This is a genomic window from Nonomuraea sp. NPDC049378 (genome assembly GCF_055586745.1).
This window is the reverse complement of the sequence record NZ_JBVJHP010000012.1, coordinates 1-17,078: the sequence shown is the minus strand read 5'-3', so window position 1 is coordinate 17,078 and position 17,078 is coordinate 1. Positions and strand designations below refer to the sequence as shown.

Here is a 17,078-nt window from a genome sequence, read left to right as displayed (position 1 = left end):
CACCATGGACGTCGTGAACGAACTGCTCGGACGCTCCCACCGCCTGGGCGCCGACCCCCGCAACACCAACTTCGCGGGCGGCAACACCTCGGCCAAGGGCGCCGCGCCCGACCCGGTCACCGGCGAGGACGTCGATCTGCTCTGGGTCAAGGGCTCCGGCGGCGATCTGGGCACGCTCAAGGAGCCCGGCCTGGCCGTGCTCCGCCTCGACCGGCTGCGCGCCCTCAAGGACGTCTACCCGGGCGTGGAGCGCGAGGACGAGATGGTGGCGGCCTTCGGCTACTGCCTGCACGGCAAGGGCGGGGCCGCGCCGTCGATCGACACCGCCATGCACGGGCTCGTGGAGGCCGCGCACGTCGACCACCTCCACCCCGACGCGGGCATCGCGCTGGCCACCGCCGCCGACGGCGAGGAGCTGACCCGGCGCGTGTTCGGCGACCGGGTCGTGTGGGTGCCGTGGCGGCGGCCGGGCTTCCAGCTGGGCCTGGACATCGCCGCCGTCAAGGAGGCGAACCCGCGGGCCATCGGGTGCGTCCTCGGCGGACACGGCATCACCGCGTGGGGCTCGACGTCCGAGGAGTGCGAGGCCCGCTCGCTGGAGATCATCAGGACCGCCGAGGCGTACCTCGCCGAGCACGGCCGCGCGGACCCGTTCGGCGCGGTGATCCACCGGACGCTGCCGGAGGAGGAGAGGCACGCCCGCGCCGCCGCGCTGTTCCCGCTGATCCGCGGCCTGGCCTCGACCGACATGCGCGTCGTCGGCCACTACACCGACACGCCCGAGGTGCTCGACTTCGTCTCCCGGGCCGAGCATCCGAGGCTGGCCGCGCTGGGCACGTCCTGCCCCGACCACTTCCTGCGTACGAAGGTCGCGCCGCTCGTGCTCGACCTGCCCCCGGACGCGCCGCTGGAGCAGGCGGCCGAGCGGCTGCGCGAGGTGCACGCCGCCTACCGCGCCGACTACACCGCCTACTACGAGCGGCACGCCACCCCCGCCTCGCCCTCCATGCGCGGCGCCGACCCGGCGATCGTGCTCGTGCCGGGCGTCGGCATGTTCTCGTTCGGCAAGGACAAGCAGACCGCCCGCGTGGCCGGCGAGTTCTACGTCAACGCCGTCAACGTCATGCGCGGCGCGGAGTCCGTCTCCACGTACGCGCCCATCCCCGAGTCGGAGAAGTTCCGCATCGAGTACTGGGAGCTGGAGGAGGCCAAACTCCGCCGCATGCCCAGGCCCAAGCCGCTGGCCACGCGCGTCGCGCTGGTCACCGGCGGCGGCTCGGGCATCGGCGCGGCCACCGCGCGCAGGCTCGCCGCCGAGGGCGCGTGCGTGATCGTCGCCGACCGCGACGTGGCCGCCGCCGAGAAGGTGGCCGCCGAGCTGGGCGCGGGCGCGTACCGCGAGGCGGACGTGGCGGTGGCGGTCGCGGTCGACGTCACCTCGGAGGAGCAGGTCGTGGCGGCCGTCCGCGCGGGCGTGCTCGCCTTCGGCGGCGTGGACCTGGTGGTCAACAACGCCGGCCTGTCGTTGTCGCGCGCGCTGCTGGAGACCACCCTGGCCGACTGGGACCTGCAGCACGACGTCATGGCGCGCGGCTCGTTCCTGGTCTCCCGCGAGACCGCCAGGGTCATGATCGACCAGGCCATGGGCGGCGACATCGTCTACATCTCCTCCAAGAACGCCGTCTTCGCCGGCCCGAACAACGTCGCCTACGGCGCCGCCAAGGCCGACCAGGCGCACCAGGTGCGGCTGCTGGCCGCCGAGCTGGGCGGGCACGGCATCCGCGTCAACGGCGTCAACCCCGACGGCGTGGTGCGCGGCTCCGGCATCTTCGCCTCCGGCTGGGGCGCCAACCGCGCGGCCGTCTACGGGGTGGAGGAGGAGAAGCTGGGCGAGTTCTACGCCCAGCGCACCCTGCTCAAGCGGGAGGTCCTGCCCGAGCACGTGGCCGCCGCGGTCTTCGCGCTCACCGGCGGCGACCTGACCCACACCACGGGACTGCACGTCCCGGTGGACGCGGGCGTGGCGGCCGCCTTCCTCCGCTGACACGGACCCGGCGGGCCCCGGAACGGGCCCGCCCGGTACGTCCCCTGCTGGGAATCTGCGACACCCAGGATTAACATCGCGGTCGCCGGGTCATAGGTGAAGGCATGCAACGAGCCGCCCGGCGCCCCTCATGCCGGCAGCCACGTGCCGGGTCCGCCCCGCCCGGGCCGTCCCATGCCCCCGCCGCCGGGCCCGCCCGCGGGAAAGCCGGGCGGCGCGCTCCGGCCGTCCTCCCCGGCGTCCACGCGTCCGGCCACGTCATGACCGCTGCGGGGCGGTAGCGCTGGACGCCGTGCCCGGAGACCGCCGGGTCTCACGATGTGGTCGCCCGGGCTCATCGCGGCTTGCATATTCATCCTCACCAGTGCATCATTTTCACCAGCAAGGTCATGAGCTAGGATGCATGAATATGCAGGAGGCGGCAGGATGAGAGCGGCGATCGCGGGAGCCAGCGGTTACGCGGGCGGTGAGCTGCTCCGCCTCCTGCTGGGCCATCCGGAGTTCGAAATCGGGGCGCTCACCGCGGCCTCGAGCGCGGGCAGCCGTCTCGGCGCCCACCAGCCACACCTGCCCCAGCTGGCCGACCGCGTCCTCGACGACACCACCGCCGGCACGCTCGCCGGGCACGACGTGGTCTTCCTCGCGCTGCCGCACGGCCACTCCGCCGCCGTCGCCGCCGCGCTCGGCGAGGAGACGCTGGTCGTCGACTGCGGCGCCGACCACCGGCTCGCCGACCCCGCCGCCTGGCAGGAGTTCTACGGCGGCGAGCACGCCGGCACCTGGCCCTACGGCCTGCCCGAGCTGCCGGGACAGCGCGAGGTGCTCAGGCAGGCGACCAGGATCGCCGTCCCCGGGTGCTACCCGACCTCCGTCCTGCTCGCCCTGTCGCCCGCGCTCGCCGCCGGGCTGGCCGGGCCCGACGTGGTCGTCGTCGCCGCCTCCGGCACCAGCGGGGCGGGCAGGTCGCCCAAGCCCCACCTGCTCGGCAGCGAGGTCATGGGCTCGGCCGGCGCTTACGCCGTGGGCGGCGTCCACCGGCACACGCCCGAGATGGAGCAGGGGCTGTCGGCGGTCGCCGGCGCTCCCGTGCGTGTCTCGTTCACCCCGACGCTGGCCCCCATGAGCCGCGGCATCCTCGCCACCTGCTCCGCCCCGGCCGCGCCAGGCGTCACCAAAGAGTCGCTGCGCACGGCGTACGAGGTCGCGCTCAAGAGCGAGCCGTTCGTCAGGCTGCTGCCGGAGGGCGTCTGGCCGGCCACCGCCATGACCTACGGCGCCAACACCGCGGCCCTGCAGGTGACGCTCGACGAGCGCGCGGGCCGCGTGGTCGCCGTCATCGCCATCGACAACCTCACCAAGGGCACGGCCGGGGGCGCCGTCCAGAGCGTCAACATCGCCCTCGGCCTGCCGGAAGAGCTCGGCCTTCCCCTGACAGGAGTTGCACCTTGAGCAAGCGCAGCGCATCAACCGACGAGCACGGGAGCTCATCGCTCCCGTCCCCGTGGAAGGCGGTGTCATGAGCGTCACGGCACCCCTGGGTTTCAGGGCCGCGGGAGTCGCCGCAGGGATCAAGCCCGGCGGCGCCCGCGATCTCGCTCTCGTCGTCAACGACGGCCCCAGCCGCGCCGCCGCGGGCGTCTTCACCGCCAACCGCGTCAAGGCCGCCCCCGTGCTCTGGTCGCAGCAGGTCCTGGCGGGCGGGCGGCTGCGCGCGGTCGTCCTCAACTCCGGCGGGGCCAACGCCTGCACCGGCCCAGAGGGCTTCCAGGACACGCACGCCACCGCCGAGAAGGTGGCCGCGCTCCTGGAGGACTCCGCGGGTGAGGTCGCGGTCTGCTCGACCGGCCTCATCGGCGAGCGGCTGCCGATGGACGAGTTGCTGGCGGGCGTCGAGACCGCCGCCGCCCAGCTCGCCCGCGACGGCGGCCTGGCCGCGGCCGACGCCATCCGCACCACCGACACCGTCTCCAAGATCTCGTTCAAGCGCGGCGGCGAAGCCGCTGCGGGGGAGGAAGCCTCTTCCCTGCAGTCCGGGGGGTCCTCGGGGGCCCGGGGATACATGGTCGGCGGGATGGCCAAAGGAGCCGGCATGCTCGCCCCCGCCCTGGCCACCATGCTCTGCGTGATCACCACCGACGCCGACCTGACCGGCGACGAGCTCGACACCGTGCTGCGCAGGGCCACGGCCGTCACGTTCGACCGGCTCGACACCGACGGCTGCATGTCGACCAACGACACCGTGCTCCTGCTGTCCAGCGGCGCGTCCGGGGTCAGGCCCGACCTCGACGAGTTCGAGCAGAAGGTCACCGAGGTCTGCGCCGACCTGGCCAGGCAGCTGCTCGTCGACGCCGAGGGAGCCTCCAAGGCCATCGCCATCGAGGTGGTCGGCGCGGCGGACGAGGACGACGCCGTGAAAGTGGGCCGCGCGGTCGCCCGGTCCAGCCTGCTCAAGTGCGCCATCCACGGCGAGGACCCCAACTGGGGCCGCGTGCTGGCCGCCGTCGGCACCACCGACGCCGAGTTCGAGCCCGACCGCCTCAACGTCGCCATCAACGGCATCTGGATCTGCCGGGGCGGCGCGGTGGGCGACGACCGCGACAAGGTGGACATGAGTGCCAGGGACGTGACGATCACCATCGACCTGTCGGCCGGCCCGCACACCGCGACCGTCCACACCACCGACCTGACGGCCGCCTACGTCCACGAGAACTCGGCGTACTCCTCATGAGGCTGACCACCGCGCACACCAAGGCCGGGGCGCTGATCGAGGCCCTGCCGTGGCTGACCCGCTTCCACGGCGCGACCGTCGTCATCAAGTACGGCGGCAACGCGATGACCGACGAGGCGCTCAAGTCCGGCTTCGCCGAGGACGTCGTCTTCCTGCGCCACGCCGGCCTGCGCCCGGTCGTCGTGCACGGCGGCGGCCCGCAGATCAGCAGCGCGCTCGACCGGCTGGGCATCGAGTCCACGTTCACCGCCGGGCTGCGGGTCACCACGCCCGAGGCCATGCAGGTCGTCAGGATGGTGCTGGTCGGCCAGGTCAACCGCGACATCGTGGGCCTGGTCAACCGGCACGGCCCGTTCGCCGTCGGCATGTCCGGCGAGGACGCCCACCTGTTCACCGCGGTGCGCAAACACGCGGTCGTCGACGGCCAGCCGGTCGACATCGGCCAGGTCGGCGAGATCATCAAGGTCGAGCCCGGCGCGGTCGCCGCCCTGCTCGACGACGGCCGCATCCCGATCGTCTCCAGCGTGGCGCGGGGAGACGACGGAGAGATCTACAACGTCAACGCCGACACCGCGGCCGCCGCGCTCGCCGTGGCCCTGCAGGCCCGCAAACTGATCGTGCTCACCGACGTGGAGGGCCTGTACGCCAACTGGCCCGACGACACCGACGTGATCGACGAGCTGAGCGCCGACGAGCTCGCGACCATGATGCCCACGCTGTCCAGCGGCATGGTACCCAAGATGGAGGCCTGCCTGACGGCCGTGCAGGGGGGCGTGCCCCGGGCCCACGTGCTCGACGGCCGCGTCCCCCACTCGATGCTGCTGGAGATCTTCACCAACGAAGGGATCGGAACGATGGTGATGCCCTGATGAACCTGTTCCAACGGTTCGAGAAAGCCTTCATGGGCAACTACGGGGTCCCCCCTGTGGCATTGGCCCGAGGCGAGGGCACCCGCGTATGGGACGTCGACGGCAGGGAATATCTCGACTTTATCGGCGGCATCGCGGTCAGCTCGCTCGGCCACGCCCATCCCGCCCTGGTCGAGGCCGTCTCCCGGCAGGTCGCCACGCTCGCCCACACCAGCAACCTGTTCCTGCACGAGCCCGAGGTCCTGCTCGCCGAGAAACTCCTCGGCATGCTCGACGCCCCGGCCAGGGTCTTCTTCGCCAACTCCGGCACCGAGGCGAACGAGGCCGCCTACAAGCTCGCGCTCAAACACGGCCGGCGCGAGGGCCGCTCCTACTTCGTCGCCGCCGAGAACGGTTTCCACGGCCGCACGATCGGCGCGCTCTCCCTGACCGGCAAGAAGGCGATCCGCGACCAGTTCGGCCCGTTCCCGGTGGAGGTGCGTTTCGTCCCGTACGGCGACGCCGACGCGCTCAAGGAGACCATGACCGGCGACTGCATCGCGCTCTTCCTGGAGCCCACCCAGGGCGAGGCGGGCGTGGTGCCGCCACCCGGCGGTTACCTCGAGGCGGCCCGCGAGATCTGCGACTCGACCGGCGCGCTGCTGGTCGCCGACGAGATCCAGTCCGCCATCGGCCGCACCGGCCACTGGTTCGCCCACCAGGCCGACGGTGTCACCCCCGACATCCTGACCCTGGCCAAGGGCCTGGGCGGCGGCCTGCCGATCGGCGCCTGCGTAGGCTTCGGCGACGTGGGCAGGTTGTTCGAGAAGGGCGACCACGGCTCGACGTTCGGCGGCAACCCGGTCTCCTGCGCCGCGGCGCTGGCCGTCCTCGACAATCTCGACCTCGGCCACGTCAGGTCGGTGGCCGCACGGCTGCGCGAAGGGCTGGAGGCCATCGACCATCCGCTGCTGGAGGGCGTGCGCGGCCGCGGCCTGTGGCTGGCCACGGTGCTGCGCGAGCCGCGCTCGGCCCAGGTGCAGGAGGCCGCCGCGGCGGCCGGCTTCCTGGTCAACGCGCTCCAGCCGGACGCGGTGCGCCTGGCGCCGCCGCTCGTCGTGACGGCGGACGAGGTGGGCGCCCTGGTGGCGTCGTTCCCGCGGATCCTCACGGAGGCGGCTGCATGACCATCCGTCACTTCCTCAGAGACGACGACCTGTCGCCCGGCGAGCAGGCGGAGGTGCTGGAGCTCGCCGCCGCGATGAAGAAGGACCGGTTCGGCTACCGGCCGTTCGAGGGGCCGCGCACCGTCGCGGTGCTGTTCGACAAGCCGTCCGCCAGGACCCGCATCTCCTTCCACACCGGCATCGGCGAGCTCGGCGGCCTGCCGCTGGTCGTCGACAACGTCTCGGTGCTGATGGGCCGCGGCGAGCCCACCGCCGACCTGGCCAGGGTGCTGGACCGGCAGGTCGCCGCCATCGTCTGGCGCACCTCCGGGCAGGAGCTCATCGACGAGATGGCCGCCCACTCCCGGGTGCCGGTGGTCAACGCGCTCACCGACGAGTTCCACCCCTGCCAGATCCTCGCCGACCTGCAGACCGTCCACGAGCGGCTGGGCCGCACGGCCGGGTGCACGCTGACCTACCTGGGCGACGGCGCCAACAACATGGCCCACTCCTACCTGCTCGGCGGCGCCACGGCCGGACTGCACGTACGGATCGCCGCCCCGGCCGGCTACCAGCCCGACCCGGTCATCCTCGGCCAGGCCGCCGCCATCGCGGCCAAGACCGGCGGCTCCGTCGTCGCGCTGACCGACCCGGAGGCCGCCGTCCACGGCGCGCACGTGGTCGCCACCGACACGTGGGTGTCCATGGGGCAGGAGGGGAAGGAGGAGCGGGTCGCCGCGCTCATGCCGTACCAGGTGAACGCCGAGCTGCTCCGCCACGCCGCGGCCGACGCGATCGTGCTGCACTGCCTGCCCGCCTACCGCGGCAACGAGATCACCGAGGAGGTCCTCGAAGGCCCGCAGAGCGTCGTGTGGGACCAGGCGGAGAACCGCCTGCACGCCCAGAAGGCGCTGCTGCACTGGCTGGCCACGCACGCCGACCCGACCAGGGTGCCGGAGGGCGCGTGATCATCCCGATGACCAAGGCGGCGCGGCAGGCGAAGATCACCGACCTGCTGCAGCGGCAGGCCGTGCGCTCCCAGCCCGAGCTGGCCAAGCTGCTCGCCGAGAGCGGCGTCGAGGTCACCCAGGCCACGCTCTCGCGCGACCTCGACGAGCTCGGCGCGCTCAAGCTGCGCGCCGAGGACGGCTCGCTGGTGTACGCGCTGCCCGGCGAGGGCGGCGGCCGCATCCCGCTGGCCAGGCTCGGCACCGGCGAGACCCCGGCGGCGCGGCTGCACCGCATCGCGGAGGAGCTGCTGGTCGCGGCCGAGGCCTCGGCCAACCTGGTCATCGTGCGCACTCCTCCGGGCGCGGCCCAGTTCCTGGCCTCCGCCATCGACCACGCCGACTGGGAGTCCATTCTCGGGACCGTGGCGGGCGACGACACGATCCTCGTCATCAGCCGCGACCCGATGGGCGGCGAGGCGGTCGCCGACGCGCTGCTGAAGGTGGCCGACCGACGTAGTTAGCCCACTCCGCGTGAGTGGGCTCCGCCGTACGGGACATCCTGACATTCAGCACTGGAGACGAAGCACAATGCCCGACAGAGTGGTTCTCGCATATTCCGGCGGTCTCGACACCTCGGTCGCCATCCCCTACCTCGCCGAGAAGATGAACGCCGAGGTCGTCTGCGTCGCCGTGGACCTCGGCCAGGGCGGCGAGGACATGGAGCTCATCCAGAAGCGGGCCATGGACTGCGGCGCGGTCGAGTCGGTCGTCGTCGACGCGAAGGAGGAGTTCGCCGCCGACTTCTGCGTGCCCGCGCTCCAGGCCAACGCCCTCTACATGGACCGCTACCCGCTGGTGTCGTCGCTGTCGCGACCGCTCATCGTCAAGCACCTGGTGTCGGCGGCCAAGCGCTTCGGCGGCACCATCGTCTCCCACGGTTGCACCGGCAAGGGCAACGACCAGGTCCGCTTCGAGGCCGGCCTGGCCGCGCTGGCCCCCGACCTCGAGATCATCGCACCCGCGAGAGACTTCGCCTGGACCCGCGACAAGGCCATCGAGTACGCCGAGGCCAAGGGCCTGCCCATCGAGACGTCGAAGAAGAACCCGTTCTCCATCGACCAGAACCTCTGGGGCCGCGCCGTCGAGACCGGCTTCCTCGAGGACATCTGGAACGGCCCGACCGAGGAGGTCTACTCCTACACCGCCGACCCCAGGCAGCCGCGCCCGGCCGACGAGGTCGTCGTCACGTTCGAGCAGGGTGTCCCGGTCAAGGTCGACGGCCGGGCGCTCACGCCCTTCCAGGTGGTCGACGAGCTCAACAAGCGTGCCGGCGCGCAGGGCGTCGGCCGCATCGACATGGTCGAGGACCGGCTGGTCGGCATCAAGTCGCGCGAGGTGTACGAAGCGCCCGGCGCGATCGCGCTCATCGCCGCCCACAAGGAGCTGGAGAGCGTCACCGTCGAGCGGGACCTGGCCCGCTTCAAGCGGGGCGTCGACCAGAGGTGGAGCGAGCTCGTCTACGACGGCCTGTGGTTCTCGCCGCTCAAGAACGCGCTCGACGCCCTCATCGCCGACGTCCAGAAGCACGTCAACGGGGAGATCAGGATGACCCTGCACGGCGGCAACGCCACCGTGACCGGCCGCCGCTCCGACGACTCCCTGTACGATTTCTCGCTCGCCACCTACGACACCGGCGACTCGTTCGACCAGTCGCTGGCCAAGGGCTTCGTCCAGCTCTTCTCCCTCCCGGCTAAGATCGCGGCCGCGCGCGACGCGAAAAGGCGTTGAGTTGCACTAAGGTCGCGGCCGGAGCGCAGGAGCTCGGGGGAGCGCGAGACACGATGCCGACGACCACGAAGCGGGCGCGATCATTGAACACGGCACGGAGGAGATGACGGTGAGTGATGGCAAGCCGATGCGGCTGTGGGGCGGACGCTTCGAAGGAGGTCCGTCCGACGCGCTGACCCGGCTGTCGGTGAGCGTGCACTTCGACTGGCGGCTCGTCCCGTACGACCTGGCGGCTTCCAGGGCGCACGCCCGGGTGTTGCACAGGGCGGGGCTGCTCAGCGAGGAGGAGCTCGAGCGCATGATCGGCGCGCTCGACGACCTGGAGCGCGCCTGCAAGGCGGGCGAGTTCCGGCCGACGGTCGCCGACGAGGACGTGCACACCGCGCTGGAGCGCGGCCTGCTCGAGCGGCTCGGCTCGCTCGGCGGCAAGCTGCGCGCCGGGCGCTCGCGCAACGATCAGATCGCCACCGACCTGCGCCTCTACCTTCGCGATCACGCCCGCACGATCGTCTCCCGCCTGGTCGAGCTGGAGACGGCGCTGATGGCGCAGGCCGAGCAGCACGCCGACACGGCCGCGCCCGGCATGACGCACCTGCAGCACGCGCAGCCGGTCTCGTTCGGCCACCAGCTCCTGGCCCACGTGCACGCCTTCGCGCGCGACATCGACCGCATCGCCGACTGGGACAAACGCGCCGCGGTCTCCCCGCTCGGGGCCGGCGCGCTGGCGGGCTCGTCGTTGCCGCTCGACCCGCAGGCCGTGGCCGAGGAGCTGGGCTTCTCCTCCGCCGCGCCCAACTCGATGGACGCCGTCGCCGACCGCGACTTCGCGGCGGAGTTCCTGTTCGACGCGGCCATGATCGGCATTCACCTGTCGCGGCTCGGCGAGGAGATCGTCCTGTGGGCCTCGCAGGAGTTCCGCTGGATCGAGATGGACGACGCCTACTCCACCGGCTCGTCGATCATGCCGCAGAAGAAGAACCCCGACGTGGCCGAGCTGGCCCGCGGCAAGTCGGGGCGGCTCATCGGCGACCTGACGGCGCTGCTGACCACCCTCAAGGGCCTGCCGCTGACCTACAACCGTGACCTGCAGGAGGACAAGGAGCCGGTGTTCGACGCGGTCGACACGCTGCTGCTGGTCCTGCCCGCGATGGCTGGCCTGGTGGCGACGATGCGCGTCAACACCGCCCGCATGGAGGCTTCGGCCCCCGACGGTTTCGCGCTGGCCACCGACCTGGCCGAGCTGCTCGTGCGCCGCGGGGTGGCCTTCCGCGAGGCGCACGAGGCGGTCGGCCATCTCGTGGTGTGGTGCCAGGTCAACGACAAGGACCTCGGCGAGCTGACCGACGACGAGCTGGTCAAGGTGTCGCCGCACCTGACTCCGGACGTCCGCGACGTGCTCAGCGTGCCCGGCGCGCTGGCCGCGCGCAAGGCACACGGCGGCACCGCACCCGACCGCGTACGCGACCAGCTCGTCGCCCTGCGCGAGTCCGTCGACGCGCAGGCGGCATGGGCGGCGGGCAGCTGAGCTCCGGCCCGCTGCCGCGGAGCTTCTTCGACCGGCCGTCGCCCGAGGTGGCGCCCGATCTGCTCGGGCGCGTCCTCGTGCACGGTCCCGTCGCCGTGCGCCTGACCGAGGTCGAGGCGTACGGCGGCCCGGGAGAGGATCCGGCGGCCCACACCTATCGCGGCAGAACACCGCGCAACGCCGTGATGTTCGGCCCGCCCGGCCACGTCTACGTGTACTTCACCTACGGCATGCACTTCTGCGCGAACCTCGTGTGCCTGCCGGAGGGCTCGGGCTCGGCCGTGCTGCTGCGGGCGGGCGAGGTGGTGGCGGGCGCGGACGTCGCCCGCGCCCGCCGTTCGGGCAGCGCGGCCTCCGGTGGCGGCGGCCGGCGGGTCGCCGATCGTGATCTCGCCCGCGGGCCGGCCAGGCTGGCGGTCGCCCTCGGCCTGCTCCGCGAGCACAACGGGATCGACGCGATCTGGCCGGGCGCGCCCGGCGAGACGGAGACGCTGTTAACGCGGGATCACCGGCTCACCGGTGTCCCGCACGGCGCGGTGGTCATGCTGGAGGGCCGCCCCGCGGACCCGTCCGCGATCAGGTCGGGCCCTCGCACGGGCGTCTCGACGGCCAAGGAGACGCCGTGGCGGTTCTGGATCGACGGCGACCCGGCCGTCTCGCCGTACCGCGCTCACGTGCCCCGGCGCCGCAACGCCGCGGCCACCTCCGTGGGCGAGGCGCCCAGCTCGTGAGGGCTGAAGATGTGCAGGAAGTCGCCGGTGTCGATCTCCAGCATCTCGCTGCGCACACCCCACCGCCTGCGGACGTCGACCTTGATGTCGCTGATCGCCTCCCACGGCACGTGCCGCCTGCCCGCGAACCCGTGCACCACGGTGATCCCGCTCTCGTCGGCCGCCAGCCGTACGGGAACGAGCAGGTCACGCAGGCCCATCGCGCCGATCAGCACGGCCGCGGGAACGGCCAGGATCACGCCGCCCACGTCGGCTCCCGCCCACCAGTAAAGGGCGAGTCCGGCGCATGCCAGAGCCCCTAAGATCTTCAAAACGGCCAGCTCGCGACGGACCCTCCACATGGACACGAAGCGTATCCAAGTGGCGGCCTGCCCGAGCGATCAGGCACGCTTGTATCGAATCAACCTCAACCCGTCTACTGGAAAGCCGGCACCGTGACCGACATTCTCGATGACCTCGCGTGGCGAGGCCTGATCGCGCAGTCCACCGACCTCGACGCCCTGCGCGCGTCCATGGCCAAGGGACCGATCACGGTCTATTCCGGTTTTGACCCCACCGCTCCTTCGCTGCACGTCGGCCACTTCGTGCCGCTGCTGACGTTGCGCCGCTTCCAGCTCGCGGGGCACCGCCCGATCGGCCTGGTCGGCGGCGCGACCGGCCTCATCGGCGACCCCAGCGGGCGCAACACCGAGCGCGCGCTCAATTCCAGCGACATCGTCGCCGAATGGGTGGAACGTCTGCGCGGCCAGGTCGGCCGGTTCCTCGACTTCGACGCGCAGCCGAACGCGGCGCTCATGGTGAGCAACCTCGACTGGACCGGCGAGCTGACCGCGATCGACTTCCTGCGCGACATCGGCAAGCACTTCCCGGTCAACCGCATGCTGGCCAGGGAGGCCGTGTCCGCGCGGCTGTCGGGTGAGGGCCTGAGCTACACCGAGTTCAGCTACCAGATCCTGCAGTCCAACGACTACCTGGAACTGTTCCGCCGCTACGGTTGCACGCTGCAGATCGGCGGCAGCGACCAGTGGGGCAACATCACCGCCGGCGCCGACCTGGTCCGCCGCATCGAGGGCGCCCACGTGCACGCGCTCACCCTGCCGCTCATCACCAAGGCCGACGGCACGAAGTTCGGCAAGACGGCGGGCGGCGCCCTCTGGCTCGACCCCGAGATGACCTCGCCCTACGCCTTCTACCAGTACTTCCTCAACTCCGACGACCGTGACGTCGTCCACTACCTCAAGGTGTTCACCTTCAAGAGCCGCGAGGAGATCGAGGAACTGGAGAAGGCCGTCGCCGAGCGCCCCTTCGCCCGCCAGGCCCAGCGCGCCCTGGCCGAGGACCTCACGGAGCTCCTCCACGGCAAGCACGAACTCGACGCGGTCGTGGCCGCCTCCAAGGCGCTGTTCGGCCAGGGCACGCTGGAGGAGCTGCCCGCCGCCACGCTCGGGGCCGCGCTCGCCGAGGTGCCGAAGGCCAAGGTCGGCTCGCTCGGAGCGGCGTTCGTCGACCTGCTGTCCGACAGCGGCCTGGTGGAGTCGAAGTCGGCGGCCAGGCGGGCGGTCAAGGAGGGCGGGGCGTACCTCAACAACGTGAAGATCACCGACGAGTCCTACGTGCCGACCTCCGATGACCTGCTGGCGGGGCGCTACCTGGTCCTGCGTCGCGGCAAGAAGTCGATCGGCGGCGTCGAGGTCGGCTGACCGGGCGCGAGGCGGGCCCTTCCCGTTCGGGCAGGCCCGCCTTCTCCTTGTACGGCGTTCACGGGCGGGTGAAGAGCGTCACCGTAAGCCCGGGCAGATCGCCGGAGTGCTTGGCGAGGCCGAGCTCGAAGCCCGCCTCCCGCACCTCCCCGACCCGGTCGATGCCGTCGCCCTCCAGCCCTGACTTCTTCGTCCCGCGCCAGACGACCCACACCCGGTCGTGCCGCTCCAGGGCCGCCGAGACATCGGAGCGCTCCGGATGGCCGAACCCGCCGGGATCGGGGGCGTCGCCCGTCCTGAGCACGTCGACCGGCATCAAGGAGTCGGCGTAGTAGTCGAAGCCCGCGCGCAACTGGCTCTGCCCGTACACGATGGCGTCGTCGGGCTCGGCCTTGATCACGCGCAGCGCCCACGGGATGTTCTCGAAGCGCCCGTTCTCTTCGCGTACGTCCACATGCTGCTGGACCGACAGCACGCACCCGAGGAGCACGACCGCCACGGCGGCCACCACGTGGAACCGGGGGAGAGCGGCCACGGCCATCCCGGCCAGCAGCGCCAGTGCGGGAGCGGTCACGAACAGGTAGCGGTCGACGTAGACCGGCGTCACCAGGTGGGACACCGCGAGCAGCAGCACGGGCGGCAGCACGAGCCACCCCGCCAGCGCGAACGCCCACGGGCCTGCGGCCACGCCCGGGACCCGCCTGCGCGCCGCCGCCCACAGCAGCACCGCCCCGGCCACGGCCAGCACGAACAACATCACGCCGAGCCCGGTCGTCCCCGCCGCCATCTTCGGGAACTTCAGCCATACCTCCGGCCCCCGCTGCGGGATCCAGCTGATGGCGTGCCGCTCGCCGTACCCGATGAGCCCCAGCACCACGGCGGGAACACACCCGGCGGCCAGCGCCGCGGCCATCCGCGCCAGCACGTCGCGGCGGGCCAGGCACAGCTGAGCGGGCAGCACCAGCACCGCGAACAGGTGCGTGGAGCACACGAGCGCGACCGCCACGCCGTAGAGCACCCACCGCCGGGCGGCCGGCCGCCGGAGCGCCCGGTGCAGCGCCCAGAACGAGAGCACCACCGCGGCGGCGGCGAAGGCGTACGACCTGGCGAAGGCCCCGTAGTAGGAGACCGTCGGCAGGATCGCGAAAACGGCCGCACCGGCCACGCCGGCCCGGACGCTGTGCAGGCGCCGGCCCAGGTCCGCCAGGAACCAGGCCGCCACGGCGATCGCCACCGCCGACGGGAACCGCAGCCACAGCTCCGCCGTGCCCGCCTTCACCCAGAAGTGCATGAACAGGTAGTAGGGCAGGAAATGGCCGTCGATGTGCTGGCCCAGCTCCCACAGGCCGGACAACGACCGGGAGGCGGCGCTGACGGTGGCCAGCTCGTCGCCGTTCAGGGTGGCGGAGCCCGTGCCGGACAACGCCGCGATTCCGGCGAGGGACGCCATCCACCAGGGCGCTGACGTGCGGACACGCGCGGCGGGACGAGCAGGGGGAGCAAGCGTGGCGGCAGTGGTCACCGGGGCAGGATACGCGCCGTAGGGTCGGGCGTATGGCCAATGTGATGGTGTTCGACCTTTATGGCGTGATTGCCCGGACCCAGAGTCCGGAGAGCCGGCGGCGGCTCGTCGAGCTGGCGGGTGTACCGGAGGAGCGGTTCTGGGAGGCGTACTGGGCCTGCCGGCCGCTCTATGACGAGGGCCAGAGCGGTGTCGCGTACTGGGACGCGGTGGCGGACCGGCTGGGGACCCGCTTCCCGGACGTGCCCGCGCTCATCGGAGCCGACCTGGCCAGCTGGAGCGACGTGGACGAGTCGATGGTGGAGGTCGTGCACGAACTCGCGGACCAGGGGCACCGGCTGGGCCTGCTGTCGAACATCATCGAGGACCTGGTGCCCTTCTGGGAATCGCGTCATGGTGACTGGCTGGGACGGTTCGCCTCGCTGACGTTCTCGTGCCGGATCGGGGCGGCCAAGCCGGAGCGTCGGGCGTACGAGATCTGTGCGGAGCGGATCGGGGCGACGCCGCGGGACATCCTGTTCTTCGACGACAACCTGGTGAACGTCGTCGCGGCGCGCGAGGCGGGCATGGCGGCGGAGCTGTACGAGTCGCCGCGGCAGGTGCGGGCCCTCGCCGAGACGATCACGATCCTCCCCTGAGCGCCTCACTGCCGGGTGGTGTGCGTCGGCCTCATCACGATCACGACCCGCCGCTCGGCATCGGCGACCGGCCGCTCGTACTCCAGGCCGTAGCGCTCGGCCAGAGTGTCGAAGAAGTCGCCCGACGGGTCGGGCTCCACCCGCTCGACCACCCCACGGATCTCCAGATAACGGTACGGCGCGTCGGGGTCGTTGACGGAGACCGCCACCTGCGGGTTCTCCATGACGTTTCTGCACTTCCTGCGGTCCGTCGTGGTGGTGAAGCGCAGGACCTCACCGTCCCAGACCGTCCATACCGGGTTGACGTTGACGGCTCCGTCGGGGCCGAGTGTCGCCAGGTGGGCGAACAGCGGTCGGCTGAGCAGGTCCAGGTGGCTCGCGGGAATCATCCGCGTTCTCCTCGCTTCTCAGGGCATCGGACGTGGGCACAATATCAAAGCTTTGATGTATATCAAGACTGGAATGATCGTATGTGGTTGTACGCTCCCCGCTATGGGCATGCCTGCTGACGAACGGCTCGGACTGGACATCAAGCGCGCCGAGCAGGCTCTGATCGCCGCGAAACAGGCGGCCGTTCGGCCGGCCGGGCTGACCGTCCCGCAGTACGCCGCGCTGTTCGCCTTGTCCGACAACCCCGGCATCTCGGGCGCGGCGCTGGCGAGAGCGTGTCTCGTCACTCCGCAGGCCATGACCGTGGTGCTCAAGAACCTGGAGGAACGCGGACTGGTCGAACGGTCGCCGCACCCCTGGCACCGCAACGTCCTGGAGACCCGGCTCACGCCCGCCGGGCTCGCGGCGCTGGAGGCGGCGGACGAGCGGGCGGTGCTGATCGAACGCGCGATCGCGGGCGAGTTCAGCGCCGAGGAGCGCGCGGCGTTGCGGGCCCTGCTGGCCCGCTGCGTGGAGGCCATCGCCCGCGTGACGCCCGAATCGTGACCGGCCGCCACGCCGGTCGGGCGGGACGATTTGACGTGTTGCGGATCACGACCTAGTCTTTCAGTTCGCCCCGGGTGTGAGCCGGACGCCGGTCAGGTGGACGGGCCCCAGGGCAAGCCCCTTGATAGAGACGAGCCAATCGGCGGAGTCGCTTCGGCGTGCTCAAGCCCGAGCCGTCTGCGGGTGCGTCGCGATCGCCGAAAAACCGGTTGTTTCGACACGCCTCGGATGGCACGGTAAGTTGCGGGGGTCTCCGCGGAAGCGGAGTGCACCATCCTAAGAAGGTTGGCCGATTTTCTTCAAACCTCCGGGTTTGACGGAGAAATAGGCCGCCTGATAAAGTGAAGCAAGCAAAAAGACGCCTCCGAGTTTCGATTCGAGAGAATCAAGGCGAGGAAGCACGCGTCCGTTTCTTGAGAACTCAACAGTGTGTTAAAAGCCAGTGCATGATGCACAACCCCGTTGATCGACGTTTGTCGGTTGATGGATTCCTTTTTGTTAG

17 protein-coding genes are annotated in these 17,078 nt (G+C 71.4%); 13 read left to right on the top strand and 4 right to left on the bottom strand.

Annotated features, from left to right (window positions below; translation table 11 throughout):
* The first annotated feature begins 4 nt into the window (after positions 1–4).
* The 10 genes from ACZ6SA_RS25450 to ACZ6SA_RS25405 all read left to right on the top strand — a co-directional run bounded on the left by ACZ6SA_RS25450 (position 5) and on the right by ACZ6SA_RS25405 (position 11,780).
* Entirely contained in the window at positions 5–2,044 is a 2,040-nt protein-coding gene (locus ACZ6SA_RS25450) for a bifunctional aldolase/short-chain dehydrogenase (protein WP_465830856.1), read from the top strand.
* Between the two features lie 426 nt (positions 2,045–2,470).
* Positions 2,471–3,493, top strand: a complete 1,023-nt coding sequence (gene argC, locus ACZ6SA_RS25445) for an N-acetyl-gamma-glutamyl-phosphate reductase (protein ID WP_465830854.1) — start codon at positions 2,471–2,473, stop codon at positions 3,491–3,493.
* A 67-nt stretch (positions 3,494–3,560) separates the two neighbouring features.
* Entirely contained in the window at positions 3,561–4,772 is a 1,212-nt protein-coding gene (gene argJ, locus ACZ6SA_RS25440) for a bifunctional glutamate N-acetyltransferase/amino-acid acetyltransferase ArgJ (protein WP_347648844.1), read from the top strand.
* Positions 4,769–5,641 (top strand): acetylglutamate kinase, encoded by an 873-nt coding sequence (gene argB, locus ACZ6SA_RS25435; RefSeq protein ID WP_347648843.1) that lies wholly within the window; start codon positions 4,769–4,771, stop codon positions 5,639–5,641. Before argJ ends, argB begins: the two co-directional genes overlap by 4 nt.
* Positions 5,641–6,807: an acetylornithine transaminase gene (locus tag ACZ6SA_RS25430; protein ID WP_465830852.1), complete on the top strand. Its 1,167-nt coding sequence runs from the start codon at positions 5,641–5,643 to the stop codon at positions 6,805–6,807. Before argB ends, ACZ6SA_RS25430 begins: the two co-directional genes overlap by 1 nt.
* The gene (gene argF / locus ACZ6SA_RS25425; protein ID WP_465830850.1) at positions 6,804–7,754 is read left to right on the top strand and encodes an ornithine carbamoyltransferase; all 951 of its coding nucleotides are present in this window, start codon (positions 6,804–6,806) and stop codon (positions 7,752–7,754) included. The genes ACZ6SA_RS25430 and argF overlap by 4 nt, the downstream gene beginning before the upstream one ends.
* Before the next feature lie 8 nt (positions 7,755–7,762).
* Positions 7,763–8,257, top strand: a complete 495-nt coding sequence (locus tag ACZ6SA_RS25420) for an arginine repressor (RefSeq protein ID WP_347648980.1) — start codon at positions 7,763–7,765, stop codon at positions 8,255–8,257.
* Between the two features lie 67 nt (positions 8,258–8,324).
* Complete coding sequence (locus tag ACZ6SA_RS25415) at positions 8,325–9,524, top strand: argininosuccinate synthase (RefSeq protein ID WP_443154200.1); 1,200 nt, start codon at positions 8,325–8,327, stop codon at positions 9,522–9,524.
* A gap of 103 nt (positions 9,525–9,627) precedes the next feature.
* Positions 9,628–11,049 carry an argininosuccinate lyase gene (gene argH / locus ACZ6SA_RS25410; protein WP_347648839.1) on the top strand — a complete coding sequence of 474 codons (1,422 nt, stop codon included), beginning with the start codon at positions 9,628–9,630 and terminating at the stop codon, positions 11,047–11,049.
* Positions 11,031–11,780, top strand: a complete 750-nt coding sequence (locus ACZ6SA_RS25405; protein ID WP_465830847.1) for a DNA-3-methyladenine glycosylase — start codon at positions 11,031–11,033, stop codon at positions 11,778–11,780. The genes argH and ACZ6SA_RS25405 overlap by 19 nt, the downstream gene beginning before the upstream one ends.
* Here ACZ6SA_RS25405 and ACZ6SA_RS25400 read toward each other — a convergent pair.
* On the bottom strand, positions 11,720–12,121 hold the full coding sequence (locus tag ACZ6SA_RS25400; RefSeq protein ID WP_347648837.1) for a PH domain-containing protein: 402 nt from the start codon (positions 12,119–12,121) through the stop codon (positions 11,720–11,722). The genes ACZ6SA_RS25405 and ACZ6SA_RS25400 overlap by 61 nt on opposite strands.
* A 93-nt stretch (positions 12,122–12,214) precedes the next feature.
* Here ACZ6SA_RS25400 and tyrS point away from each other — a divergent pair, with 93 nt between their 5' ends.
* A complete protein-coding gene (gene tyrS / locus ACZ6SA_RS25395; RefSeq protein WP_347648836.1) occupies positions 12,215–13,480 on the top strand; it encodes a tyrosine--tRNA ligase in 1,266 nt (421 codons plus the stop codon).
* A 58-nt stretch (positions 13,481–13,538) separates the two neighbouring features.
* Here the strand turns inward: tyrS and ACZ6SA_RS25390 are convergent, their stop codons facing one another.
* Positions 13,539–15,002 carry a glycosyltransferase family 39 protein gene (locus tag ACZ6SA_RS25390; protein WP_465830844.1) on the bottom strand — a complete coding sequence of 488 codons (1,464 nt, stop codon included), beginning with the start codon at positions 15,000–15,002 and terminating at the stop codon, positions 13,539–13,541.
* Between the two features lie 32 nt (positions 15,003–15,034).
* Between ACZ6SA_RS25390 and ACZ6SA_RS25385 the strand changes: the two genes are divergently transcribed.
* Positions 15,035–15,640: an HAD family hydrolase gene (locus ACZ6SA_RS25385; RefSeq protein ID WP_347648834.1), complete on the top strand. Its 606-nt coding sequence runs from the start codon at positions 15,035–15,037 to the stop codon at positions 15,638–15,640.
* A gap of 5 nt (positions 15,641–15,645) precedes the next feature.
* Here the strand turns inward: ACZ6SA_RS25385 and ACZ6SA_RS25380 are convergent, their stop codons facing one another.
* Complete coding sequence (locus tag ACZ6SA_RS25380) at positions 15,646–16,029, bottom strand: PPOX class F420-dependent oxidoreductase (protein WP_347648833.1); 384 nt, start codon at positions 16,027–16,029, stop codon at positions 15,646–15,648.
* Between the two features lie 103 nt (positions 16,030–16,132).
* Between ACZ6SA_RS25380 and ACZ6SA_RS25375 the strand changes: the two genes are divergently transcribed.
* Positions 16,133–16,576, top strand: a complete 444-nt coding sequence (locus tag ACZ6SA_RS25375) for a MarR family winged helix-turn-helix transcriptional regulator (RefSeq protein ID WP_347648832.1) — start codon at positions 16,133–16,135, stop codon at positions 16,574–16,576.
* Positions 16,577–16,875: 299 nt separating this feature from the next.
* On the opposite strand, the gene ACZ6SA_RS25370 is transcribed toward ACZ6SA_RS25375, so the two are convergent.
* Positions 16,876–17,078, bottom strand: a 203-nt coding sequence (locus ACZ6SA_RS25370) for a hypothetical protein (RefSeq protein WP_465830841.1), incomplete at its 5' end; no start/stop codon positions are given.